The organism is Pseudomonas sp. BF-RE-22, assembly GCF_019956155.1.
GTDB lineage: Bacteria > Pseudomonadota > Gammaproteobacteria > Pseudomonadales > Pseudomonadaceae > Aquipseudomonas > Aquipseudomonas migulae.
Map to the genome: position 1 here is coordinate 121,783 of NZ_JAHBDD010000077.1, position 24,321 is coordinate 146,103.

The 24,321-nt window shown below is 58.3% G+C and carries 17 protein-coding genes and 4 tRNA genes; 7 read left to right on the forward strand and 14 right to left on the reverse strand.

The features are described from left to right. Positions 1 to 100: 100 nt before the first annotated feature. From KGA82_RS26635 to KGA82_RS26650, 4 genes are all read right to left on the reverse strand, one after another. Positions 101 to 177, reverse strand: a tRNA-Asp gene (locus tag KGA82_RS26635). 19 nt (positions 178 to 196) lie between these two features. Next, a tRNA-Val gene (locus tag KGA82_RS26640) sits at positions 197 to 272 on the reverse strand. 188 nt (positions 273 to 460) lie between these two features. Further along, positions 461 to 537 (reverse strand) — tRNA-Asp (locus KGA82_RS26645). A 19-nt stretch (positions 538 to 556) separates the two neighbouring features. Further along, a tRNA-Val gene (locus tag KGA82_RS26650) sits at positions 557 to 632 on the reverse strand. Positions 633 to 792: 160 nt separating this feature from the next. Here KGA82_RS26650 and rdgC point away from each other — a divergent pair. The 3 genes from rdgC (at position 793) to sugE (ending at position 3,249) form a co-directional block, all read left to right on the forward strand. Further along, the gene (gene rdgC / locus KGA82_RS26655) at positions 793 to 1,713 is read left to right on the forward strand and encodes a recombination-associated protein RdgC (RefSeq protein ID WP_008035659.1); all 921 of its coding nucleotides are present in this window, start codon (positions 793 to 795) and stop codon (positions 1,711 to 1,713) included. A 136-nt stretch (positions 1,714 to 1,849) separates the two neighbouring features. Next, positions 1,850 to 2,815, forward strand: a complete 966-nt coding sequence (locus KGA82_RS26660) for a bile acid:sodium symporter family protein (RefSeq protein ID WP_008035661.1) — start codon at positions 1,850 to 1,852, stop codon at positions 2,813 to 2,815. A gap of 119 nt (positions 2,816 to 2,934) precedes the next feature. Then, complete coding sequence (gene sugE / locus KGA82_RS26665; protein WP_008035664.1) at positions 2,935 to 3,249, forward strand: quaternary ammonium compound efflux SMR transporter SugE; 315 nt, start codon at positions 2,935 to 2,937, stop codon at positions 3,247 to 3,249. 78 nt (positions 3,250 to 3,327) lie between these two features. Here sugE and KGA82_RS26670 read toward each other — a convergent pair whose 3' ends face one another. Beyond that, positions 3,328 to 4,089, reverse strand: coding sequence for a TenA family transcriptional regulator (locus KGA82_RS26670; protein ID WP_008040915.1), 762 nt, complete (start codon positions 4,087 to 4,089; stop codon positions 3,328 to 3,330). Positions 4,090 to 4,167: 78 nt separating this feature from the next. Continuing rightward, complete coding sequence (locus KGA82_RS26675) at positions 4,168 to 6,627, reverse strand: EAL domain-containing protein (protein WP_223453136.1); 2,460 nt, start codon at positions 6,625 to 6,627, stop codon at positions 4,168 to 4,170. 289 nt (positions 6,628 to 6,916) lie between these two features. Here KGA82_RS26675 and KGA82_RS26680 point away from each other — a divergent pair, with 289 nt between their 5' ends. Continuing rightward, positions 6,917 to 11,644, forward strand: a complete 4,728-nt coding sequence (locus tag KGA82_RS26680; RefSeq protein ID WP_223453137.1) for a deaminase domain-containing protein — start codon at positions 6,917 to 6,919, stop codon at positions 11,642 to 11,644. 14 nt (positions 11,645 to 11,658) lie between these two features. Here KGA82_RS26680 and KGA82_RS26685 read toward each other — a convergent pair whose 3' ends face one another. From KGA82_RS26685 to KGA82_RS26705, 5 genes are all read right to left on the reverse strand, one after another. Continuing rightward, a complete protein-coding gene (locus tag KGA82_RS26685; protein ID WP_008040921.1) occupies positions 11,659 to 13,476 on the reverse strand; it encodes an ABC transporter ATP-binding protein in 1,818 nt (605 codons plus the stop codon). Next, positions 13,469 to 14,107, reverse strand: a complete 639-nt coding sequence (locus tag KGA82_RS26690) for a DsbA family protein (RefSeq protein ID WP_008035678.1) — start codon at positions 14,105 to 14,107, stop codon at positions 13,469 to 13,471. The genes KGA82_RS26685 and KGA82_RS26690 overlap by 8 nt, the downstream gene beginning before the upstream one ends. 3 nt (positions 14,108 to 14,110) lie before the next feature. Next, positions 14,111 to 15,052, reverse strand: coding sequence for a rhodanese-related sulfurtransferase (locus tag KGA82_RS26695; RefSeq protein WP_017340054.1), 942 nt, complete (start codon positions 15,050 to 15,052; stop codon positions 14,111 to 14,113). Positions 15,053 to 15,318: 266 nt separating this feature from the next. Then, on the reverse strand, positions 15,319 to 15,615 hold the full coding sequence (locus KGA82_RS26700) for a BolA family protein (protein ID WP_008035680.1): 297 nt from the start codon (positions 15,613 to 15,615) through the stop codon (positions 15,319 to 15,321). A gap of 12 nt (positions 15,616 to 15,627) precedes the next feature. Beyond that, positions 15,628 to 16,158: a DUF2059 domain-containing protein gene (locus KGA82_RS26705; RefSeq protein WP_008035681.1), complete on the reverse strand. Its 531-nt coding sequence runs from the start codon at positions 16,156 to 16,158 to the stop codon at positions 15,628 to 15,630. Between the two features lie 192 nt (positions 16,159 to 16,350). Between KGA82_RS26705 and KGA82_RS26710 the strand changes: the two genes are divergently transcribed. Then, a complete protein-coding gene (locus KGA82_RS26710) occupies positions 16,351 to 17,745 on the forward strand; it encodes a class II fumarate hydratase (protein WP_032829261.1) in 1,395 nt (464 codons plus the stop codon). Between the two features lie 130 nt (positions 17,746 to 17,875). On the opposite strand, the gene KGA82_RS26715 is transcribed toward KGA82_RS26710, so the two are convergent. Then, positions 17,876 to 18,835, reverse strand: coding sequence for a DMT family transporter (locus KGA82_RS26715; protein ID WP_008035685.1), 960 nt, complete (start codon positions 18,833 to 18,835; stop codon positions 17,876 to 17,878). A 210-nt stretch (positions 18,836 to 19,045) separates the two neighbouring features. Here KGA82_RS26715 and KGA82_RS26720 point away from each other — a divergent pair, with 210 nt between their 5' ends. After that, the gene (locus KGA82_RS26720) at positions 19,046 to 19,240 is read left to right on the forward strand and encodes a DUF6316 family protein (RefSeq protein WP_223453165.1); all 195 of its coding nucleotides are present in this window, start codon (positions 19,046 to 19,048) and stop codon (positions 19,238 to 19,240) included. Positions 19,241 to 19,366: 126 nt separating this feature from the next. On the opposite strand, the gene KGA82_RS26725 is transcribed toward KGA82_RS26720, so the two are convergent. Both KGA82_RS26725 and pap read right to left on the reverse strand, forming a co-directional pair. Then, positions 19,367 to 20,551, reverse strand: a complete 1,185-nt coding sequence (locus KGA82_RS26725; protein ID WP_223453138.1) for a thiolase family protein — start codon at positions 20,549 to 20,551, stop codon at positions 19,367 to 19,369. A 101-nt stretch (positions 20,552 to 20,652) separates the two neighbouring features. Continuing rightward, positions 20,653 to 22,176 carry a polyphosphate:AMP phosphotransferase gene (pap, locus tag KGA82_RS26730; protein ID WP_223453139.1) on the reverse strand — a complete coding sequence of 508 codons (1,524 nt, stop codon included), beginning with the start codon at positions 22,174 to 22,176 and terminating at the stop codon, positions 20,653 to 20,655. Between the two features lie 160 nt (positions 22,177 to 22,336). On the opposite strand from pap, the gene mnmC reads away from it, so the two are divergent. Next, complete coding sequence (mnmC, locus tag KGA82_RS26735; protein WP_223453140.1) at positions 22,337 to 24,316, forward strand: bifunctional tRNA (5-methylaminomethyl-2-thiouridine)(34)-methyltransferase MnmD/FAD-dependent 5-carboxymethylaminomethyl-2-thiouridine(34) oxidoreductase MnmC; 1,980 nt, start codon at positions 22,337 to 22,339, stop codon at positions 24,314 to 24,316. Positions 24,317 to 24,321 lie beyond the last annotated feature (5 nt).

A 24,321-nucleotide genomic window follows, 5' to 3' on the forward strand; every position in this document is an offset into this window, starting at 1 on the left:
TGGAAGTCGGCATAAAGCCAAACTCCAGACAGCAAAAAGCCCGCTTAAAGCGGGCTTTTTCCGTGGTGACCTGGCGTTCAGTGTTCCAGGTTACCGAATATGGCGCAGCGGACGGGACTCGAACCCGCGACCCCCGGCGTGACAGGCCGGTATTCTAACCGACTGAACTACCGCTGCGCGTAGCGTTGAAAGTAAATGGTGGGTGATGACGGGATCGAACCGCCGACATTCTGCTTGTAAGGCAGACGCTCTCCCAGCTGAGCTAATCACCCTTTACCTTCGTTGCGGGGCGCATTGTGCCACAGATTTTCATAACGTGTTGATTTAATTGATAAATAATTCAAAAAAATCTGAAAACCGGTGAAACGACGCATCCAGCAGGAACTTCAGGCAGAAAAAAACCCGCGTTAGCGGGCTTTTCCGTGGTGACCTGGCGTTCAGCGTTCCAGGTTACCGAATATGGCGCAGCGGACGGGACTCGAACCCGCGACCCCCGGCGTGACAGGCCGGTATTCTAACCGACTGAACTACCGCTGCGCGTAACACTTGAAGCGAATGGTGGGTGATGACGGGATCGAACCGCCGACATTCTGCTTGTAAGGCAGACGCTCTCCCAGCTGAGCTAATCACCCTTCACTTTCGGTGTGGCGCGCATTCTACGGAGCGACCTCACCTCTGGCAAGCACTTTTTTAAATAATTTTTTCAGGCCTTCCAAAGGCTTAGAGAAGGGTTGGCCTATGGCGCCACGAAGAGAATAATGCCCCACTTTGTATAAAGGAGAGACTCGCCCCATGTGGTTCAAAAACCTGCTTATCTATCGCCTGACCCAAGATCTGCCTTTTGATGCCGAGGCGTTGGAAACTGCACTGGCCACCAAACTGGCGCGTTCATGTGCAAGCCAGGAGTTGACCACCTACGGTTTCGTCGCGCCTTTCGGCAAGGGCGAAGATGCACCACTGGTGCACGTCAGCGGCGACTTCCTGCTGATCTCCGCCCGTAAGGAAGAACGCATCCTGCCGGGCAGCGTCGTGCGTGACGCCGTTAAGGAAAAGGTCGAAGAGATCGAAGCCGAACAAATGCGCAAGGTCTACAAAAAGGAACGCGATCAGATCAAGGATGAAATCATCCAGGCCTTCCTGCCGCGTGCCTTTATCCGTCGTTCGTCGACCTTCGCGGCCATTGCACCGAAGCAAGGCCTGATTCTGGTCAACTCGGCCAGCCCGAAACGTGCCGAAGACCTGCTGTCGACCCTGCGTGAAGTGATCGGCACCCTGCCGGTACGTCCGCTGACTGTGAAAATGTCCCCGACCGCCACCATGACTGAATGGGTCACCACCCAGAAAGCCGCGGATGACTTCTTTGTGCTGGACGAGTGCGAGCTGCGCGACACCCACGAAGACGGCGGCATCGTGCGCTGCAAACGTCAGGACCTGACCAGCGAAGAAATCCAGTTGCACCTGAGCACCGGCAAAGTGGTCACTCAGCTGTCGCTGGCCTGGCAGGACAAACTGTCCTTCGTCCTCGACGACAAGATGGTGGTCAAGCGCCTGAAGTTCGAAGACCTGCTGCAGGATCAGGCGGAACAGGACGGCGGCGAAGAAGCCCTCGGCCAGCTGGATGCCAGCTTCACCCTGATGATGCTGACGTTCGGCGACTTCCTCCCGGCGCTGGTTGAAGCGTTGGGCGGTGAAGAGACGCCGCAGGGTATCTAAAGCCTGGTGATCTCTAATGTAGGAGCGAGCCTGCTCGCGATGGAGTGTCAGTCGCCTCTCTTTGCCTGACACACCCTCGCGAGCAGGCTCGCTCCTGCAGGGGTTTTGCAGTGTTACTTAAAATAAGGATCAGGCCATGCGTGCACTGGCTGCATTGAGTCGCTTTGTCGGCAACACCTTCGCTTACTGGGTTCTGATTTTCGCCGTCGTGGCTTTCCTGCAACCGGCATGGTTCCTCGGCCTGAAAGGCGCGATCGTGCCGCTCCTGGGCCTGGTGATGTTCGGCATGGGCCTGACCCTCAAGCTCGAAGACTTCGCCGAAGTCGCTCGCCATCCGTGGCGCGTGGCGCTGGGCGTGGTTGCACATTTCGTGATCATGCCCGGTGTGGCGTGGTTGCTCTGCCAGGTGTTCCATCTGCCGCCGGAAATCGCCGTGGGTGTCATCCTGGTCGGTTGCTGCCCAAGCGGCACCTCATCGAACGTCATGACCTGGCTGGCCCGTGGCGACCTTGCGCTGTCGGTGGCCATTGCCGCCGTCACCACCCTCCTCGCTCCACTGCTGACGCCCGCGCTGATCTGGCTGCTCGCCTCGGCCTGGTTGCCGGTGTCCTTCATGGAATTGTTCTGGTCGATCCTGCAAGTGGTGCTGCTGCCGATCGTGCTCGGCGTGGTCGCTCAGCGCGTGCTCGGGGATCGGGTTCGCCACGCGGTGGACGTATTGCCGCTGGTTTCCGTTGTCAGCATCGTGATCATCGTCACGGCTGTCGTCGCGGCCAGCCAGGCGAAGATCGCCGAGTCCGGCCTGCTGATCATGGCCGTGGTGATGCTGCACAACAGCTTTGGCTATCTGCTGGGGTACTTCACCGGACGGCTGTTCAAGTTGCCACTGGCCCAGCGTAAATCCCTGGCGTTGGAGGTTGGCATGCAGAACTCCGGTTTGGGCGCCGCGCTGGCCAGTGCGCATTTCTCGCCGCTGGCGGCGGTGCCGAGCGCATTGTTCAGTGTGTGGCACAACATTTCCGGGGCGCTGCTCTCGACGTATTTCCGCCGGATGAGCGAGAAAGAAGATCGGGAAACCGCGGCTCGGCAAGTGACCGAGTAAGCGCAAAACTTGATCCCCGGGTTAATGATGGGCACCATACTGCGCAACGCGAGGACGACCTCGCGGCTCGATCGAGTCATTAATCTGGGGACGACCCCGTCAATCGATGGAGGTCTCTCATGTCCTGGATCATTCTGTTTTTCGCCGGCCTGTTCGAAGTGGGCTGGGCTGTCGGCCTGAAATACACCGACGGTTTCAGCCGTCCTCTCCCTACTGCGTTGACGATTGCCGCGATGGCCATCAGCCTTGGCCTGCTTGGGCTGGCGATGAAGGAATTGCCCTTGGGCACTGCCTATGCGATCTGGACCGGCGTGGGTGCCGTCGGCACGGTCATCGCCGGGATCATCCTGTTTGGTGAATCGATGGCGCTGTTCAGGCTGGCCAGCGTGACCTTGATCATTGCCGGGCTGATCGGACTGAAAGTCAGCGCCTGACAGCTTGCGGCCAATACGACAAAGCCCGCCCCTCTATCGATAGAGGGCGCGGGCTTTTTCAATGGTGAGTCCAACCGATCAGCTTTCGGCCAATGCCATGCGCCCACGCGCGACCGGAGCCTTTTCCACATGCTCAAGCTGGATGCACCGCTCCAGGAACAGGTACATGTAGTCGTAGCTTTTGCACACGGCCTCGCGCAATTGGGCCTGCAGTGACTTGCTCGGGTTCAGCCCCGCCAGCGTGCAGATGATTTCCAGCGCTTCCCACGGATGGGCGTCATCGTACTGGGCATGCATCTTCAGCCACTTCATGGCTCGCTTGCGATCCTCTTCGGGGAACGATGCCGCGTAGACGCCATTGGAACAGACCAGCGCCGACCACTCGCCGGTCGCGCCTTCAATGGCGTAGTTGGTGGCGGCAATGGCAACGATCAGCGAGTCCGCCGAACTGGTGTGCCAGCACCAATGACTCAAGGCGTGAAGTTCAGGGGCCACCTTTTGCGCCTGCAGTTCTTCCAGGCTGACACCGTGAGCACGGCTCCAGTGCACCCAGTAATCGGCATGGTTCAATTCCACACGAATGTTGCGCATCAACCATCGTCGCGCCATGTCCTCGCCGGGATGGCGGGCAAAACGGGTCTTGGTGAGGTTCTGTGCCATATACAACGCGAATTGCTCAACCACGGGCCAACCACCAATAAGGTAATTGCGCATGGTCTTTGCACTGAGTTTGTTATCTCGCATGCGCCTGTACAATTCGTGTTCGACAACCCGGCGTTTACTCTCGCTGCAGTCCTGAATCAGTTGCTGAGCCCAGGCGGGATAACTTGCAGCTTCCATGAGGGGTCCGGTTCTGTTGAATGTATCGATCACTGTCGGGTTCCTTTTGATTGTGATTGTAAGGATCAGCAAGAGATTTCAACGGAACGTGCCAGGCGCCTTGAACAACAACGGCTGAGGCCTGGCAGGACGACTTTGTAAACTATCGCAGGTAAACAAATGCGGGCGCTCAATCACATACCCTTGAGCGTAATCCACCCCGATTTCCAGCAATGCCTGCTCAATCTGGGGTGTTTCAACAAACTCGGCAATCGTACGCTTACCCATTACATGGCCGATGTGATTGATCACTTCGACCATGGCGCGGTTAATCGGGTCGTCCAGCATATCCTTTACGAAACTCCCGTCGATCTTCAGGAAGTCTACAGGCAAATGTTTCAAGTAGGCGAATGAGGACATACCGGCGCAAAAGTCATCCAACGAAAAGTGGCAACCTAAGCCTTTGAGTTCATTAATAAATCTAATTGCACTTCCAAGATTGGAAATAGCACTGGTTTCAGTAATTTCAAAACAAATCATTTCAGGCGGTATGGAATAAGTAATGAACTGTTGACGCAGGAAGTCCAGGAACGCCTCATCTCCTATAGTTGTGCCTGACAGATTAATCGCACACATCGCCAACGGCCCTTTGTGTTTCTCCGATATACATTGGGCAATGATCTTGAAAACATTCTGTACAACCCAACGATCAAGCGAAGTCATCAACCCATAACGTTCCGCAGCCGGAATAAAACTGTCGGGCAATATCATGCGTCCGGCTTCGTCATGCAGGCGCAACAGGATTTCGATATGCCCGCCGCCTGTTTCGACATGACCCAAGGCTGCGATTTCCTGGGCATACAGACAAAAGCGGTCCTCTTCCAGCGCCATGTGCAAGCGCTGCACCCAAGCCATTTCGCCAAAGCGCAGGGACAATTCCGAGTCATCGGCGTGATAGACCTGAACCCGGTTGCGGCCCTTTTCCTTGGCCATGTAACAGGCCATATCGGCGGCGCGCAGCGATGTTTCAAGGGTGGTCGGGTGCTGATTGATGTGTACCAGGCCGATGCTCACGGTGGTCACGAACGGCCGGCCTTTCCAGACGAAGTGCAGGTTCTGCACGGTCTGGCGCAGGCCCTCGGCGATTTTCTCCGCGGCTTCCGGCGCACAACTTTCCAGCAGGATGCCGAATTCGTCGCCGCCCAGGCGGGCCAGGGTATCGCCTTCGCGCAAGCCCGATTGCAGCAACGCGCAGATGTGCCGCAACAACTCGTCCCCCGCCGCGTGGCCACAGGTGTCGTTGACCAGCTTGAACTGGTCCAGATCGAGAAACATCAAGGCATGACGCCCCGGATGTCGCGTCAGGTTGTGCAGCACCTGTTCCAGGCGATATTCGAATTCGCGGCGATTGGCCAGCCCGGTCAGGGCGTCATGGGTCGCCTGCCAGGACAAATTGGCAATGTATTGCCGCTCCTGGGTCATGTCGTGCAACACCAGCACGGTGCCGCTGACCTTGCCGGCATTGCGGATCGGCGCACCGACCAGCGTGACCGAAACCGTGCTGCCATCCAGCCGTTGAATCAATTTGGAATGCTCGCTGCCACCGCTGAGCTGACCGCTCAGGATGTGCTCGATCAACGTAAAGCCGTCGGCCTGGGCATTCTCGTCCAGCAGATTGAACAGCGCGGCCAAGGGCAAACCCGTCGCCTGCTCGGCCTTCCAGTGCGTCAACGCCTCGGCGGCCGGGTTCATGTAGGCAATCGCGCCGTCGACATTGGTGGTGATCACGGCATCGCCAATCGATTGCAGGGTGATCTGCGCGCGCTCCTTCTCCAACTGCAGGGCGTCGGCGAACGCATGGCGCTGCTTGAGCAATTTGTGCGTGCGCATCAGGGCCAGGACAATCAAGCCCAGGGCGGTGGCGAGGTTCGTCAACAGCAGCAGGCGCAGAATCACCCGCGAGCCTTCACCCAGGGCATCGCTGAAGGCCTTCGCCGCCGGCGTCACTTCATCGTTGATTGCAAAAATCTGATCTTTCCAGCGCTGGATATCGCCATTGGTGGCCTGACGGGAGGTGATGCGCTGATGCATTTCCCGAGCAACATCACCCAGGCGCAGCAGATACGCATCCCCTACCGTCCAGAGGTCGATGGCTTTCTCAAGGTAAGAGAAGTGGCGGAAATTGAGGTACAGCCAGATCAGGCTGGAGACGTCATCCGGATGGTTGCCCCCCTTGAGGATCGCCTGGCGTGCCGCTTCAATGTTCGGTGGTTGATTGTCCAGCGCCACACGTAACTCGTGGCCCCCTTGAGGCACGGCGATGGCGTTCTGGTATTTGAGGAATATCGTCTCGTCGCGACTGTCCGCGTAGAGATTCAGGTAATAGATGGCGTCTTTCTGGCCCTTGGACCAGAGGCTTTCGCCGGCAACATAGCCGCGCACCGCCGACAAAACATACAGGCTGAAACCGCCCAACAGCGCCTGAAATAGCACGACAGCGATAAATGGCCAGACAATGCCCAGCAACCGTGGCGTTCCGAGAGTCCGCGTTTGATTCATGAGGTCCCTTGTTTTAGCACTGCCAGATCATCATCCAACGTGATCGCTACAGCTAGACTAGGGTGCGTTCTCGATCCCGGCAAGCGAGAAGCCCTTTCTATGGGCAAGTGCCGGTAAATAACGGTTTCCAGTGAGAGGCGGACATACCGCGCGACACAGTTCATGGAGAAAAACCGCCATCACCTAACTATGTACCGCTCTCTCCTGCTCTTTTTCTCTTGAAATCGGACCACGGCTTCATCGCGTTGCGCGATGCGCCAATCCACTGACACTCAAGAGAAGCTCCCGAATGGAAACAACAGAACATTCCGAAACCATGCAATACGAAGGCGTTCTATCGGACTACAACGCCCTTCTCGCCTATTTGAAAAAAACAGAAAGTTCGACAGCCGATTTTGAAAAAACATTAATAGTCCCTGGCGCTCACTCCCCACTTTTACAATTTAGCGCTCGGGGGCGCGCATTATTACAACCCCTCCTGACGGCTCCAGGGTACCGCACACATTGCCTGAAATCAGGCAATGACCCGGACACACTGGAATTGACGGTAAAAGATGATGAAGTGAAGTATGAAATCTTCACGACGGACAAAAAACGAAAGTCGATTCTGAATATCCCCGCCCAGCAAAAATTTGAGAAAGACAACAGTGGGAATACGGTACTTGTTACCAGTGCTCCGAAATGGGTCAGCCTGATAACTGCCATCAACCAAGAGGCGAAAAAGATCGGGGGGGTTATTCGTGCCGACGGCGCCGTCAATCTGGTGCAGATGACTACTTACTACGGAATTCTCCCCTGGCACGCGGGAAACGCAGACGAACATCGCACTACGATCAACGCAGTGGAAGAGAAACGCGCTCGACATACATTGCGACTGGACAGTGGCCTAGATATCGACCTGTTGAATCGCGCCCCCACCAATGAAGACCGAAAAATCCTCAAAGCCCTGCGCCAAAGCAATCCGGCCCAACCAATGACCATGGAGGCTCTGATCACCCGACTGACAAACAGGGACATCAACGACATCGTCAAACAATTCCTACCTTCCACGGAAACTTCGCTGTTCACTCACCTGGAAAAAAATGCACTTCCCAGAACCACTACCGAGCAAGCCCGAGCAACACCTACGGTGTTTCTTGAAAAAATCTTGCGCTCTGCCGAGTCCGTGCGCCTGGGTAACGCGTTACTGAAAGGTCTGAAATGGTACGGCGGTGACCCGGACGAGAACACTTCGCCCGAAATCCGGATAAAACTTGTCAGCAGAGCCATTCGCTTATGGACAGGCGTGTCACGCGATAACAAGCCTGAGGATATCGCCGGTTACCCCTGGCACCAGCGTTCGAACTGGGGAAAGAGTTACCAGACGATCCGGGCAGAATTCGAACAACATCTAAGGGACTCCAAACGAGCGTCGTCGGTGACGGAGTCGATCTTGCTCGCTCGTCTGTTCCAACCCGAATTTCCGAGAGAATTCCAGGTTCCCGATATCCCGCCCGACCTGCCCTATAGAAGCTCGGCGGTCTGGGTCAACTTCGTTCATGGTGTAACGCTTGCAGATGCCATGGAACCAGATTTGATCCAGCGCATGTCCTTCCAGCAACTCGTAGAGTTTCCGCTTCATCAGTCGATGCAAGCGACTTCGCAAGAGCTGGGGCTTATCGCGCTGGCTCGAGTGCCCCCGGCTCTGGAATGGGCAATCACCAACGGCGTGGTTCCTGAGAGGAGCGACTCGGATTACTCGTCTGAGGAGAAAGCCCAATCCATAAAAGCACTCGACGAGCAAATAGACGCCTTGAAAAAGGCCATTATTCAATTGGACGTCAGTTATCCCGAAAGAAAGGTCATCGCCGAGCGAGAGATTAAAAACTACTTCAAGGACGCGTTGCAGAAAAACCGTGAAGGAAAATTGGTAAAACCCTTTGGCTCGGCATCCCCCGCATTCATCTCCGACGGGCGAAAATTGATCGAGGACTATGGAGACATCGATGGAGGCGGTGCCCTTCAAACACCGCCTCTAAAGGACAAGGTCTACTCTTTCCTGGATGTTTATATGTCGGGGGGACTGACGCCAGAAAGAACCTGGTTCATAACCATGAGTGACGGAAGACAAAAGTCACCCTACCGAATCAGCATCAACAATGAACGCTCGGTAAAAACCACAGCCCCGTGGCTTCCTGCAACAGTGACGCAAAAACCCTTGCCTGATGCAGGAAAATTATTTGAGTCAGCATTCGACAACTACCTTGAGCTGAGTAAAAAAGCTTATCAAACACTGCTGAAAAGCCAGTTTTCCTCACTCCCCCACGACGATCGACAAGGCATCGAACTGGGAGAGGTAAAGATCTACACCTTGAGAAAATCCACCGATGAAATCGCGTTTGACGGGGAAACGCCGGACATCACGCTACCCCTGCGGCTTCGCATGGGCTTCATTCTGAAAATCACCTATGAGTCCAACGTTGCCTACTACGAATGTTTACCGCGAGCGGGGATCATTCGAAAGCGCACGGATGTCTCATCGGCCATGCTCAATGGCGTTCATCAGGCTCAACAGGTCGCAGGGCCGATCTATGGAGAGGCCAATGTCATCAAGGTGATACGCGGCAAACATGTTCCATTTGATTGGGAAGCCCATGAGAGGGGCAGCCCCCCAAAAGAAAAAGCGATGTGCACAGCCATCATTGACCCGTTTGGCAAAATGTTTACGAGCCCATCCATTAGTCCTGACCCCGAACAAACTTTGTATCCCGCCGCATCGTTTTCCCGCGCTTCCGAACTTGCCCAGTACATCGCCAACAACTTTTTCTTTTTTGACGAAGCATTGCTCAAGAAAGCAGCGAAAGGCGAAACCGGGATTGAACATCTCGCTGCCCATCCCCATTGGCTGGATTCGGCCAAGAGATTCATACCGTTCTGGGGCGGTATCAGCGACCTGCTGTCAGGCGATCCGAAAAAAAGGGTATGGGCCATTTTTGGCTTGATTGTCGATGTCGTCTCGTTCGCCTATCCACTGGGAAAGTTTGTCTGCGGATCAATAAAACTGGTTTCCACGGCAGTCCGGTCCGGCGTACGTGTTGCACTTCCCGAGTTCGGTTCGCTTTTTCAAAAACTGACCGTTTCACTCGTACAAAACACAATTCCGTTCTACGGCCTGCCGACACTGGGTTTTCGACTCGTACGGGGTTCAATAAAAGGTGTGTATGCCGGTCTGAAAAGTGTGCTCAGACCTGCGTACAAAAGCATTCGGACGGCGCTGGGCAGAACCGGCAGCCACAGCTTTATCGATGGCTTTACGTACATGGACAACCCGGATCACTGGCGTCCTTTGGTGGAGGGAGATCAGCTAGCAAGCTTGCGGGGGACGCACGACGTACCGGTGCGCAACGTTGCGTCGGCAGGCAAGGTCGACTACCGCTTTGTCGACCCATTATCGACACAGCCTTATGGCCCGGCATTGCTACCTCATTCAAACGAATTTTCGTTGGGAAAATCCCGCTACGGCACGCTGGAAAATACCCATCAGCACGTCACAGTCGAGCTACCCGAGAATACGCACGTAAACGACGTGCTCGAAGTGGACGGCCGCACCACGCTGTTCATCGATGACGTACCGTACCGGCTGAAGGGGGACACGCTGCACCGTGCCGACTTGATTGAATCCACTGACTCACTGAAATCGATACCTTGCCGACCACGACGCGCCCCCGGAGCAGACGTGTGCGCAACCCGTTATGTGTGGCGAGGCCTGGCCCCGGTACCCGCGGTCGGCACGTTCGATGAAACCAAGGGTTGGGCTACCTGGTTCGGGGACAGCATTTATACGCCGGGCGCTGCCGGCGCCCCCCTGACAAAGGCTTCGCTGGCCACTCACACAACACTCGACGCGACGATGGAGTTCCGCAAAGGCATTTACGGGCGTGTCAAAGTCAACGTGACCGAAAAAGGTGTGACCGATTCCTTCCACTCCGGAGCCATCATCGTGGACTCCGTAGACGGTTCGAAACGGTATGTTTTCACACGTCTTGATGCGGGGGATTTTTACGTTGCCGAACTGGCAAAAGCGCAAAGCCTGCGTAACGCACTGACCTTCAGGCAAGCGTCAACCTTGCCGGCCGAACTGCGGCGCGAGTTGATGGTGGTGTACACCGGCTCGTTGAATGCCAACAACACGGCGAGGATTTATGGTGTGGGTCGCGTTGAGCGCGCTCTGGAAGCGATGGAAGAAATCGCCATACCTATCGGTGGCCATGCCAACCCACCCGATACGCTCAGGTTGATCAAGGTCGATACCAGCCCCGGCGAGGCCGTGCTGTTCGATCACTCGACAAGGATGATCGTCAGGCACTCCACCGATGGCGCAGCAACCTGGTCGCTGTCCCGGACGGCACCGCAAAGTGTTCGTCAAACGACCGCCAAGCAATTTAACACTCTGTTTCAGGATACCGCTTTCAGCTATCAAGCGACTTCAGCGGGGCCCAGGGCATTGCATATCGATGACACGATGAAAAAGCTGCAAAAGCTCATCAGCAAAAAAACAGGCCGTCGCCCGCACGCCCCCAGAAACATTGCATTTGCAGAGATTAAAACCAAGGCAGGACAGCATGAGGTGTATGTCAGCGTTTCCGGCACGCACAACGACACCCGATATTTACCGCTGTTTGCCAGGCACCCTGGAGCGAAAGAGGTAAAAATCGGTGGAATGAGTTACTTCAATATCGATGAAGGAACCCGCGTCGCGGAGTCGTCACTGAGCGTCTCGGACTCCGGCAAGCTACTCGCGATTCCGCACACGATCGACAACATCGAGACATACACCCCAGCACTCACCCAACGCCCTACTTCCCTGGACACCGAGAGCAAACTCATCAGCGTCATACGCCAGAAATATCCGGATCCTCAAGAGCTTGAGTCCATCACCATCGCCACCACCATGGCCCCCTGCGATTCGTGTTCAATCGTCATGAAGCAATTCGGTTATGACGGCAGTCCGGAGGCCTTGAACGTGATCTGGAAGTAGCCGCGCAGCACTGATCAGTGCTGCTGCAAATGCCCGTACAGCTTGGCGTACAAACCACCCTCGGCAATCAGTTGCTGATGGTCGCCATCCTCGGCAATTTGCCCGCCGTCGAATACCAGCACCCGGTCGGCCTGCTTCACGGCGGACAATCGGTGCGCAATGATCAGCGTGGTGCGGTGGCTCAAGAACCGCGCCAGTGCCTGGTGCAGGTTGTATTCGGTGGCGGCATCCAGCGCTGAAGTGGCCTCGTCGAGAATCACCACTTTCGGTTCGGCCAGCACCATCCGTGCAATTGCCAGGCGCTGGCGCTGACCGCCGGACAAGCGCACGCCGGAACGTCCGACGATGCTATCCAGGCCGTTGGGCAATTCCCGAACCGTGTTGTGCAGTTGCGCAATTTCCAGCGCCTGCCAGCAGGCCTCGTCGCTGCGCTCGCGCCCCATGGTCAGGTTGGCGCGGATGGTGTCGTTGAACAGCGCCGGGTGTTGCAGGACCACCGCTACGTTTTCACGCACCGTTTCCAGGCCGATGTCCTGCTGGGTCGAACCGCCGAAACGGATCGTCCCGGCCAGTGGCGTGTACAAGCCCAGCAGCAATTGCACCAACGTACTTTTGCCGCCGCCGCTGGCGCCGACAATCGCGACTTTTTCACCGGGAGCGATGGACAGGTTCATCTGGTTCAACACCAGTTCGTCACCGTAACCGAAACTCAATCCCTGGACTTCGATACCCACGGTTTCGCGACCGTTGAACGGGTCGACACCGCCTGGGTATTCAGGCTCGTCAGCCCTTGCCAACAACTCATTGATTCGGGACAGCGCACCACCGGCGGCGTAATAGGCGTATTGCAGATTCAGCAGTTGTTCCACCGGACCGATCATGAACCACAGGTAACTGAACACCGCGAGCATCTGGCCGATGGACAGGTCGGAAAACAATACGGTGAGCATCGCCGCGGCGCGGAAAATATCGATGCCGAACTGGAACAGCAAACCGCTGGCCCGGTTAGAGGCATCGGTTTTCCACTGGGAGTTCACCGCGTAATCGCGCACCTCCCGCGCACGTTGGCCGAGACGCCCGAGGAAGAAGCCCTGACGGTTGCCGGCGCGCACTTCCTGGATGGCATCGAGGGTTTCGGTCAACGCTTGAGTGAAGCGCGAGGTGCTGTCGTTCTCGAGTTTCTTCAGGTGCTTGACCCGCTTGCCCAGCAGCACCGTGGCATAGATCACCAGCGGGTTGAACAGCATGATCAGCAGCGCCAGCTTCCAGTGCATCCAGATCAGGATGCTCGCGGTGCCGATCAGGGTCAGCATGGCCACGAGGAAACGGCTGAGGGTTTCGCCGACGAATTTGTCCACCGTGTCCAGATCGGTGACCAGGTGCGTGGTTACCGTGCCGCTGCCCAGGCTTTCGTATTCGCCCAGTGAGATGCGCTTGAGGCGCTCGATCAGCCGCAGGCGGATGCGGTACACGATGTCTTTGGCCAATGCCGCGAACAACTTGGCCTGCACCACGTTGAACAGCAAGGCACCGCAGCGCAGCAACAAGGTCACCAGCAGCATCAGGCCGATGTACCCCGCCGCTTTCTGCCAGCCTTCGGGCAGTGCGTGGTTCATGACTTTCAGCGCCGCGTCGCCATGGCCCAGCAGCACTTCGTCCACCAGCAAGGGCAAGAGCAAGGGAATCGGCACACTGCACAAGGTCGCCAGCACGGCCACGCCGTTGGCGATCCACAGGGATTTCTTGTGATGCAGGGCCAGGCGGCGGATTTCCGCCCAGCTCAGACGGTCGACACGTGCAGCGGTGGGGGCGTCGTCAGGCAGGTCATGCACAGGCAGCGCGCTCCAGCCAGCGGCCGAGCAGCGGTGACAATACGCTGAGAGGCTGATAGCCATTGGTCAACAACGCCAATTGACCATCACGCTCTGCCAGCAAGGTGGGGAAACCGGCGATGCCGAGGTCCTGCACCCAAGTGAAATCGGCCGCGGTCGCGGCATGTTGATCGGCGCGGTCGAACGCGGCAGCGAATTCGATGCGCGGTAAACCGGCTTGCTCCGCCAGTTCCACCAGCACACTGGCGTGGGTGACATCGCGCCCTTCTGCGTAAAACGCATGCTGGATCAGGCCAAGCAGTTTCCACGCGCAATCCGGCGCCAGGCTGCGCGCCGTCACCAACGCCCTACAGGCCGGCTCGGTGTCGTACACAAAGCCGTCGGGCAATGCACCTTCGATTTTGAACGGTTGACCGGTGGCCTCGGTGACCGCCTGCCAATGTTCAAGAATGTAGCGCCGGGTGGTCGGCTCCAGCGCCGAACCACTGCCGGTGCGCAAGCCGCCCACAATCAAATGCACGTCCACACCCGCCGCCTGCGCCTGCTCGACCAACGCATTGGCCACCGGCGCAAAGCCCCAGCACCAGGAACACATCGGGTCCATCACATAGAGCAGGCGGCGTGCAGACATGGTTCAAGCCTCGGAAGGGGTTTGCTTGTAGTTGTAGCCGATCGGGTGCGGCATGTTGCGAGCCTTGGCCAGTTCGATCTGCTTCTGCCGATCGATGGCACTGCGACGGGTCTTCTCGCTCAGCTTATCCCAGCAATGCGGGCAGCTGATGCCCGCCACATAGTGCTCGGACGCGCGGTCTTCAACACTAACCGGTGTACGACAGGCGTGACATTGATCGTAGTCACCTTCACTGAGGTCATGACGAACGGTCACGCGGTTATCGAACACGAAGCAGTCGCCCTGCCATTTGGTTTCTTCCTGCGGCACCTCTTCGAGGTACTTCAGAATGCCGCCCTTGAGGTGGTAAACCTCATCGAAACCCTGGCTGAGCATGTAGCTCGAAGCCTTTTCACAACGAATGCCGCCGGTGCAGAACATCGCGACTTTCTTGTGCACGGCCGGGTCGAAGTTGGCTTTGATGTAGTCGGGAAATTCGCGAAAACTGGTGGTTTTCGGATCGATGGCGCCTTCGAAGGTGCCGATCGAGACTTCGTAGTCGTTGCGGGTGTCGATCAACAGTACTTCCGGATCGCTGATCAGCGCGTTCCAGTTCTCTGGATCAACGTAGGTGCCGACCTTTTTGTTCGGGTCCACACCTTCGACGCCGAGGGTGACGATTTCTTTCTTGAGTTTGACTTTAGTGCGATAGAACGGCTGCTCGTCGCAGTACGACTCTTTGTGGTCGATGTCGTCCATGCGCGGGTCGTTCTTGAGCCAGGCCATCAGCCCGTCGATGCCTTCGCGGCTGCCGGACACGGTGCCGTTGATGCCTTCTTCGGCGATCAGCAGCGTGCCTTTGATGCCGTTGTCGACCATGGCCTGCAGCAGCGGCTCGCGCAGGTCGACGTAGTTTTCCAGGGTGACGAACTTATACAGTGCCGCCACGACAATCTGTTGTGTCATGGGTGATTCTCCAGGTGGCTACCCTCGTAAGGGGTGAACCGGATGCGAAAAAAAACGCGCCGGGTAAGCGGCGCGTTGCGGATTCTAGCAAAAATTGTGGGAGCCGGCTTAATGTCGACTAGCCACACCTCTCTGTAGGAGCCGGCTTGCTGCGGGCGGCGTTCCGACGATAGCGTCCGATCAGCCAGCAAAGATGTCGACTGATCCACCGTCATCGCCAGCAAGCCGGCTCCTACAAAGGGCAGCGCCGAAGATGGCGCATTTGATTAGTGCGAGCCGCCAGCACAGGTCGGCGAGGCCGGAGCCGTGTCGATCTGTGCCCATTCCTCAGGCGTGTAGGTATGCAGCGCCAACGCATGGAACTCGCCCATCAGCTCGCCGAGCGTGCCGTAGACTTTCTGGTGACGCTTGACGCGGTTGAGCCCTTCGAACTGCTGGCTGACCACCACGGCCTTGTAATGGGTCTGCAACCCACGACTGTGCATATGGCTTTCATCCAGCACTTGCAGGTGCTCGGGCTGTAACAGCCCCAGCGTCGATTCGATGCGTTGTTGCATGGTCATACCGAACTCCGCTTAAGGCTTTTTCTTGGCAGCAGGTGCAGCGGCGTTAGCCTTAGGGTCCAGCTCGTTGGTCATGTCAGCCAACAGCTTGTTGACCACTGGCACGGCGCTTTCGAGCTTGGCCTGGGTCATCTGGGCCGATTGCTGGGTCAGCTGCGGCATTTTTTCCAGGACTTTCTTGCCCAGTGGCGACTGGTAGAACGCGACCAGGTCTTTCAGCTCGGATTCGCTGAAGTTGGAGGTGTACAGCTTGACCATGTCCGGCTTCAGCTTGTTCCAGCCAATGGCTTGATCCAGAGCGGCGTTGGCTTTGGCCTGGTAGGTTTCCAGCAAGGCTTTTTTCGATTCAGGGGCTTTGGTCTGTTCAAAGCGCTGAGCGAACATTTGCTGCACTTGCATGTACACCGGAGTGCCCAATTTGTCAGCGTGCGCCAGGGTCAGGAAAGCTTCGGCACTGGCGTTGTGGCTGGCGGTATCGGCAAAAACAGGGCCGCTGGCGCAAACCAGTGCAACCGCGGTACAGATGGCACGAAGACGAGTCATCGAGTTTCCTTTTCTAGCAGGCGAGGTAAAACCCCAAGGGCGTCCATTCTGCGCCTAAAAAAGTGTGTCGCTCAACCCCAAGCCTTGTCGTGCCTGAATTAGAGGGGTTGAATGGTCAAAATACTGACCGATGGAACCACGGCCGGCGATCACGGCCTAAACTGCGCTATCAGACTGACAGGAGTGTGCATGATGAGCCGTATCGAAACCGACAGCCTTGGCCAGGTGGAAGTGCCGGATGAGGCCTACTGGGGCGCTCAGACGCAACGCTCGCTGATTAACTTCGCCATCGGCAACGAGCGCATGCCGCTGGCGGTGCTGCATGGGCTGGCGCTGATCAAGAAAGCCGCGGCGCGGGTCAATGACCGCAACGGCGATCTGCCCGCCGACATCGCCCGACTGATCGAACAGGCCGCCGACGAAGTGCTCGACGGCAAACACGACGACCAGTTCCCGCTGGTGGTCTGGCAGACCGGCAGCGGCACCCAGAGCAACATGAACGTCAACGAAGTGATCGCCGGGCGCGCCAACGAACTGGCCGGCAACCCGCGCGGCGGCAAGGTGCCGGTGCACCCCAACGATCACGTCAACCGCTCGCAGAGCTCCAACGACTGCTTCCCCACCGCGATGCACATCGCCGCCGCGCAGGCAGTGCAGAACCATTTGCTGCCGGCGATCAGCGAACTGTCGGGCGGTCTGGCCGAGCTGTCCGCGCGACACATGAAGCTGGTGAAGACCGGCCGCACCCACATGATGGATGCGACGCCGATCACCTTCGGCCAGGAACTCTCGGCGTACATCGCGCAACTGGATTACGCCGAACGGGCGATCCGCAGCGCCCTGCCCGATGTGTGTGAACTGGCCCAGGGCGGCACTGCCGTCGGCACCGGGCTGAATTCGCCGCACGGTTTTGGCGAAGCGATTGCCTCCGAGCTGGCTGCGCTCTCCGGCCTGCCGTTTGTCACCGCACCGAACAAATTCGCCGCATTGGCGGGCCATGAGCCGCTGACCACGCTGTCCGGCGCGCTGAAAACCCTCGCCGTGACCCTGATGAAAATCGCCAACGACCTGCGCTTATTGGGTTCCGGGCCACGTGCCGGTTTCGCCGAAGTGAAATTGCCGGCCAACGAACCCGGCAGTTCGATCATGCCCGGCAAGGTCAACCCGACTCAGTGCGAAGCCCTGTCGATGCTCGCGTGCCAGGTGTTGGGCAACGACGTGGCCATCGGCTTCGCCGCGAGTCAGGGGCATCTGCAACTGAACGTGTTCAAACCGGTGATCATCCACAACCTGCTGCAATCGATCCGCTTGCTGGGCGATGGCTGCAGCAACTTCCAGCAGCATTGCATCGCTGGCCTGGAACCGGATGCCGAGAAAATGGCCGAGCATCTGGAGCGTGGGTTGATGCTGGTGACGGCGCTGAACCCGCATATCGGTTACGACAAATCGGCGGAAATTGCCAAGAAGGCCTATGCCGAAGGGCTGACGTTGCGGGAGGCGGCGTTGCAGTTGGGGTATCTGACCGATGAACAGTTTGATGCGTGGGTAAGGCCGGAGAATATGCTGGAGGCTGGGGCCAAGGGCTGAGTATGCGGTGACTGTTAGTCAGTCTTCGCGGGCAAGCCTCGCTCCTACAGGGGTTGTGTCGATCACAAAATCTGCGAACAACACATCCCCTGTAGGAGCGAGGCTTGCCCGCGAAGAACGATAACGCGGTCTAACTGGCCGCCATCCGAACCTTCCGCGCCTTGAGCCCCGCAATCAACGAAGGCCCCAACGCCACCAGCGCCGACCCCAGCACCACCAGCACCGCCCCGCCATACCCCAGGCCATTGATCGTTTCGGCATGCACATACTCCGGCCATAACCAGGCCGCCATGGCCACCGCCGCGAACGTCACCAACGGCGTGATCGCCAGCGTCGCACTCACCCGCGAGGCTTCCCAGTGCGCCAGCGCTTCGGCAAATGCGCCATACGCAATCAGGGTGTTCATGCAGCAGGCCAGCAACAGCCAGCCTTGCAGCGGATTCAGTTGCAGCGCTTCCAGCGGGTGCACCCACGGTGTCAGCAACAACCCGCAGAACAGGTAAATCACCATCATCACCTGCAACGAATTCCACACCGTCAGCAGTTGCTTCTGCCCCAGGGCATAAAACGTCCAGACCGTGGACGCCAACAACACCAGCAGCACACCCGCCGTGTAGTCGCTCAGCGAGGTGAACAACTCAACCAGACGCTGGTTGAAAAACAGTCCGAAACCAATCAGCAACACCAGCAGGCCAATCCCCTGCCCCACGCTGAAGCGCTCCTTGAACACAAACAGGCTGGCGATCAGCAACATGATCGGGCCCATCTGCACCACCAATTGCGCCGTGCCAGGGCTGAGCAGATTCAAGCCCATCAAGTACAGGATGTAGTTGCCCACCAGACCGAGCACCGCCATCACCACCAGCCAGCCACCGCGCGGGCCGAGCACTTTGCGGCTCGGCAGGCGTCGGGTCGCTGCCAGATAAATGAACAGGCAGCCGCCGGACACCATCAGGCGAAACCAGGTCACCGTGACCGGGTCCATCACCAGCAGCACTTGCTTGAGCTTGATCGGCAGGATTCCCCACAAAAACGCAGTCAACAAGGCCAGGAACAAACCATAAACCCAGCGACCCGATGAAATGTGCATGCGTACCTCAAAGCCAGATGGCAAGAGCCGTCATTCTAGGCTCAGCGGTGCCTGGTACACAGGGACAGTTGGCTGCCGGACGCAAATGAAACTGTGCGGGTCGCAGCAATAAATTGGCGATGTGCCGCTGATCGGCTGGCCAGGCGTTGCAAGTGGTTCATGCATAAGCTCATTGGATCCGCCAACAGCAGCCCCCTTCAGGATACCGCCATGTACGGCATGCGCGCCCAGGACAACGCCCCCGCCGTGCACTTTCGCAGTGACCGGATGTGTCGGGTGAATGGGGAGTTGTATTTCAGTACCCGGGAAAACACCCTGGAGGGGCCGTTTGAAAACCCGGAGGCGGCTGCGCGGGAGATTGCGGCTTACATCGCGCGGATGCGGGGTTTGACCACAAAACTATAAATCGAGTCGCTTTCATCGCGAGCAGGCTCGCTCCCACAGTGGATCAATGTCGCACACCTGATCCCTGTGGGAGCGAGACCGGCTTGCCGGCGATGGCGATGTAATAATCACCACAAACTTTAAGGTTTACCGCACCGCTTCAAACAACCCGGTCGCGCCCATCCCGCCACCCACGCACATGGTGACGATGCCGTAGCGCAATTTACGTCGCTGCAATTCCCGCACAAGATGCCCGACCTGACGCGACCCGGTCATGCCGAACGGGTGCCCAATGGAAATCGAGCCGCCATTGACGTTGTACTTCTCGTTATCGATCCCCAGCCGGTTGCGGCTGTACAGGCATTGCGAGGCGAACGCTTCGTTGAGTTCCCACAGGTCAATGTCGGTCACCTGCAAACCCTTGGCCTTGAGCAGCTTCGGCACCGAAAACACCGGGCCGATGCCCATTTCATCCGGTTCGCAGCCCGCCACGGTGAAACCACGGAAGAACGCCTTCGGCTTCAACCCCAGTTCCAGCGCTTTTTCCAGGCTCATCACCAGGGTCATGGACGCACCGTCGGACAGCTGCGACGAGTTGCCCGCCGTCACCGAACCGTCTTCGGCAAACACCGGTTTCAACCCCGCCAGACTTTCCAGGGTCGTGTCCGGACGGTTGCAGTCATCGCGATCAACGACGCCATCGAGGATCTGCACCTGCCCGGTGGCCTTGTCTTCAACGCGATACTTCACCGCCATTGGCACGATTTCGTCGTCGAACAACCCGGCGGCCTGCGCCTGAGCGGTGCGCTGCTGACTTTGCAGGGCGTACAGATCCTGTTCTTCGCGGCTGACGTTGTAACGACGCGCAACGATTTCGGCGGTCTGGCCCATGGGGAAGTAGATGCCCGGCACCTGCTCTTTCAGTAGCGGGTTGATCAGGTTGTCGGTGTTGACGCTTTTCATGGTCAGGCTGATGGATTCGACACCACCGGCGACGATGATGTCGCTGCAGCCCGAAGCGATCTGGTTGGCAGCGATGGCAATCGCCTGCAAGCCCGATGAGCAGAAACGGTTGAGGGTCATGCCGGCGGTGCCGGTGCCCAGGCGCGACAGCACCGCAACGTTGCGACCGATGTTGTAGCCCTGGGCGCCTTCGTTGGAACCGGCGCCGACGATGCAATCCTCGACGCTGGCCGGGTCGATGCCCGAGCGCGCCAGCAGTGCATTGACGCAGTGGGCCGCCATGTCGTCCGGACGGGTCTGGTTGAACTTGCCGCGAAAGGACTTGGCCAGGCCGGTCCGCACGCTGTCGACGATCACCACTTCACGCATGGCATACCTCATTATTGTTGTCGGTTGAGAGTGGATCGAGCATAAGTCCAGCCGTGACCGGTCGCGACAATCATTCACCCCGCGTATGCGTCACCATCGGCTCAAGTCTTGGGCTTTTTCAGTTTCTTTTCATGCTTGTCGGACTTTTCGAACGCCGCTTCCAGCGCCTGGTTGAGCGTGCGCAAAACCTTGACCCGCGCCCAGCGCTTGTCGTTGGCTTCCACCAGCGTCCAGGGGGAAATTTCGGTGCTGGTACGGTCGACCATGTCGCCGACCGCGCCGCGATAGGCCTCCCATTTATCCCGATTGCGCCAGTCGTCTTCGGTGATTTTGAAGCGCTTGAAGGGGATCTGTTCGCGTTCTTCGAAGCGCTCCAGTTGCGTCTGTTTGTCGATGGCCAGCCAGAACTTGACCACGATCACTCCGGCATCGGCGATCTGCTCTTCGAAGTCGTTGATCTCACCGTAGGCGCGCAGCCAGTCGGCCGGGCTGCAAAAGCCTTCGATACGCTCCACCAGCACCCGGCCATACCAGGAACGGTCGAACACGGTGAATTTGGCCCGCGCCGGAATATGTCGCCAGAAACGCCACAAGTACGGATGCGCCCGCTCCTCTTCGGTGGGCGCAGCAATCGGCACGATGCTGTATTGCCGAGGATCGAGCGCGGCGGCCACCCGGCGGATCGCCCCGCCCTTGCCGGCCGCGTCGTTGCCTTCGAACACGGCGATCAAGGCGTGGCGGCGCATGCGTTTGTCACGCATCAAACCGGAAAAACGCGCTTGCTCGGTGATCAGTTGCTCTTCGTAGTCTTCCTTTTCCAGGTGCTGGTTCAGGTCAAGGCTGTCGAGCAGGTTCACCAGATCGACACTGCTGGCCAGTGGTGCGGCGCTGACTTTATCCGGGTGAATCTTCGGCCGTTTCAACGCGCCTTGCAGGCCTTCAAGCAGAATCTTGCCGACCGCCAGGCTCCGATAGCGCGGGTCCATCCCGGCGATCACATGCCACGGCGCATAGTCGCGGCTGGTGCGGCGCAGAATGCGTTCGCCATACTTGACGAACCTGTCGTAAGTCTCCGATTGCTGCCAGTCCAGCGGGCTGATGCGCCAACTGTGCAGCGGGTCGTCGGCCAGGGCCTTGAGGCGGTCCTTCATTTGCTTCTTGGAAAGGTGAAACCAGAACTTGAAGATCAGCGCGCCTTCGTCGCACAACATCTTTTCCAGGCGTTCGGCACCGTTGATGCTCTGATCGAACCGGGGTTCCTTGATCACGCCATGAACCCGGGCCTGCAACATCTGGCTGTACCAGTTACCAAAGAAGATGCCCATGCGGCCCTTGGCCGGAAGCATCCGCCAGTAGCGCCAGGCCGGTGGTCGCGCCAGTTCTTCGTCGGTCTGCTGATCGAACGTGCGGACCTCGATCAGGCGCGGGTCCATCCACTCGTTGAGCAGCTTCACGGTCTCGCCCTTGCCGGCGCCTTCGATGCCGTTGATCAAAATGATCACCGGAAAGCGTTTTTGCTGCTGAAGTTCGAACTGTGCTTCGAGCAGTGCCTCACGCAGCGCCGGCACTTCGGCTTCATAGGTTTCTTTGTCGATGACGTGACCGATTTCAGCAGATTCGAACATGGGGCGGCTCCTTCCAGGATTGAACAAGACTAGCGGATTGACCTCTCCTGCGTGGGAGAAATCCCATTTTCACTGTCTGGCCAGATCCGGACGTTGCCATGGATCAAGCAGCGACTCGGCGATCGGCTAGAATGGTCGCCTTGCCGTTGCCGAGCCTGCCATGAAACCTGTACTGCCCCACGCCCAGCTCGACTGGGACGACCAAGGTCTCCCGCGCTCGCGGGTGTTCGATGATGTGTATTTTTCCAACCTGTCCGGGTTGGACGAAACCCGTTACGTCTTCCTCGAACAGAACGCGTTGCGTGAGCGTTTCGCGGCATTGCCGGTGGACGGGAAACTGGTGATTGGCGAGACCGGTTTTGGTACCGGGTTGAATTTCCTGTGCGCCTGGCAGTTGTTCGAGCAGCACGCTGTGGCCGGTGCGCGGTTGCATTTTGTCAGTGTCGAAAAGTACCCGCTGAGCCTGCCCGACCTGCAGCGGGCGCTCGCCTTGTGGCCGGAGCTCAAGCCGTTTGCCGATCAACTGCTGGCGCAATACGTGGCGATCCATCAAGGTTTCCAGCGCCTGATCCTGGACCACGGACGCATCACGCTGACGCTGCTGATCGGCGATGCGCTGGAACAGTTGCCACAGCTGGACGCGCAGATCGATGCCTGGTTTCTCGACGGTTTCGCCCCGGCGAAAAACCCCGACATGTGGACCGCCGAACTGTTTGTCGAGCTGGCCCGACTCGCGGCGCCCGGCTCGACGATCAGCACCTTCACCAGCACCGGTTGGGTACGTCGTCTGTTGAATGCCGCAGGCTTCAAGATGAAACGCACGCCCGGCATCGGCCACAAATGGGAAATCCTGCGCGGGGTGTTTCTCGGTTGGCCTGAGGAGGTCACGAAGCCCGTCATGGCAAAACCGTGGTTTGCGCGTCCGGCCCCCCTGACCGGCGAACGTCGGGCCTTGGTGATTGGTGCCGGTCTCGCCGGTTGCGCGACAGCCGCCAGCCTCGCGGCGCGGGGTTGGCAAGTCAGTCTGCTGGAGCGTCACGGCGCACTGGCGCAGGAAGCCTCGGGCAATCCTCAAGGGGTTTTGTACCTCAAGCTTTCCGCCCATGGCACCGCGTTGTCACAATTGATCGTCAGCGGGTTCGGCCACACCCGTCGCTTGCTTGAGCAGTTGCATCGAGGTCTCGACTGGGACGATTGCGGCGTACTGCAACTGGCCTTCAATGCCAAGGAAGCGGAGCGTCAGGCGCAATTGGCCGCAGCGTTTCCCGAGGACTTGCTGCACACGCTCGATCAAGCGCAGGCCGAAATCCGCGCCGGCATCGCGCTGCAATCGGGCGGCCTGTTCTACCCCGAAGGCGGCTGGGTGCACCCGCCCGCCCTGTGCCAATGGCAAGCGGCGCACCCGAACATACAGATCCTGACCCATCACGATGTGCTGGAGTTGCGCCGAGCGCACGGACACTGGCAAGCCCTGGATGGCGAAATCGTGCTGGCCGAGGCCCCGGTGGTGGTACTGGCTGGCGCTGCCGAGATCAAGCGTTTCACTTACAGCAGCGAGCTGCCGCTCAAACGCATTCGTGGACAAATCACTCGCCTGCCACAGACCTCTGAAAGCGAGGCACTGGGCACCGTCGTCTGCGCCGAAGGTTATGTCGCGCCAGCTCGTTTGGGTGAACACACCCTGGGCGCCAGTTTTGATTTCAACTCCGATGACCTGACCCCGACCGCCGCCGAACATGCAGGCAATCTGCAAATGCTCGAAGAAATCTCGGTAGACCTGGTCGCTCGGCTCGGCGCAAATGCTTTGCAGCCTGAAGCACTTGAAGGCCGTGCAGCGTTTCGCTGCACCAGCCCGGATTATTTGCCGATTGTCGGCCCACTGGCCGACGGCCAGGCGTTCGCCGATGCCTACAGCGCCTTGAGCAAGGATGCCCGGCAAACCCCGGACATCCCTTGCCCATGGCTGGACGGTTTGTATGTCAACAGCGGCCACGGTTCCCGAGGTTTGATCACCGCACCGTTGTCAGGCGAGTTGCTCGCCGCGTGGCTGGATGACGAACCGCTGCCATTGCCAAGGGCCGTGGCCGAGGCGTGTCATCCGAACCGCTTCGCCTTGCGCCGATTGATTCGCGGTAAATGAATCCA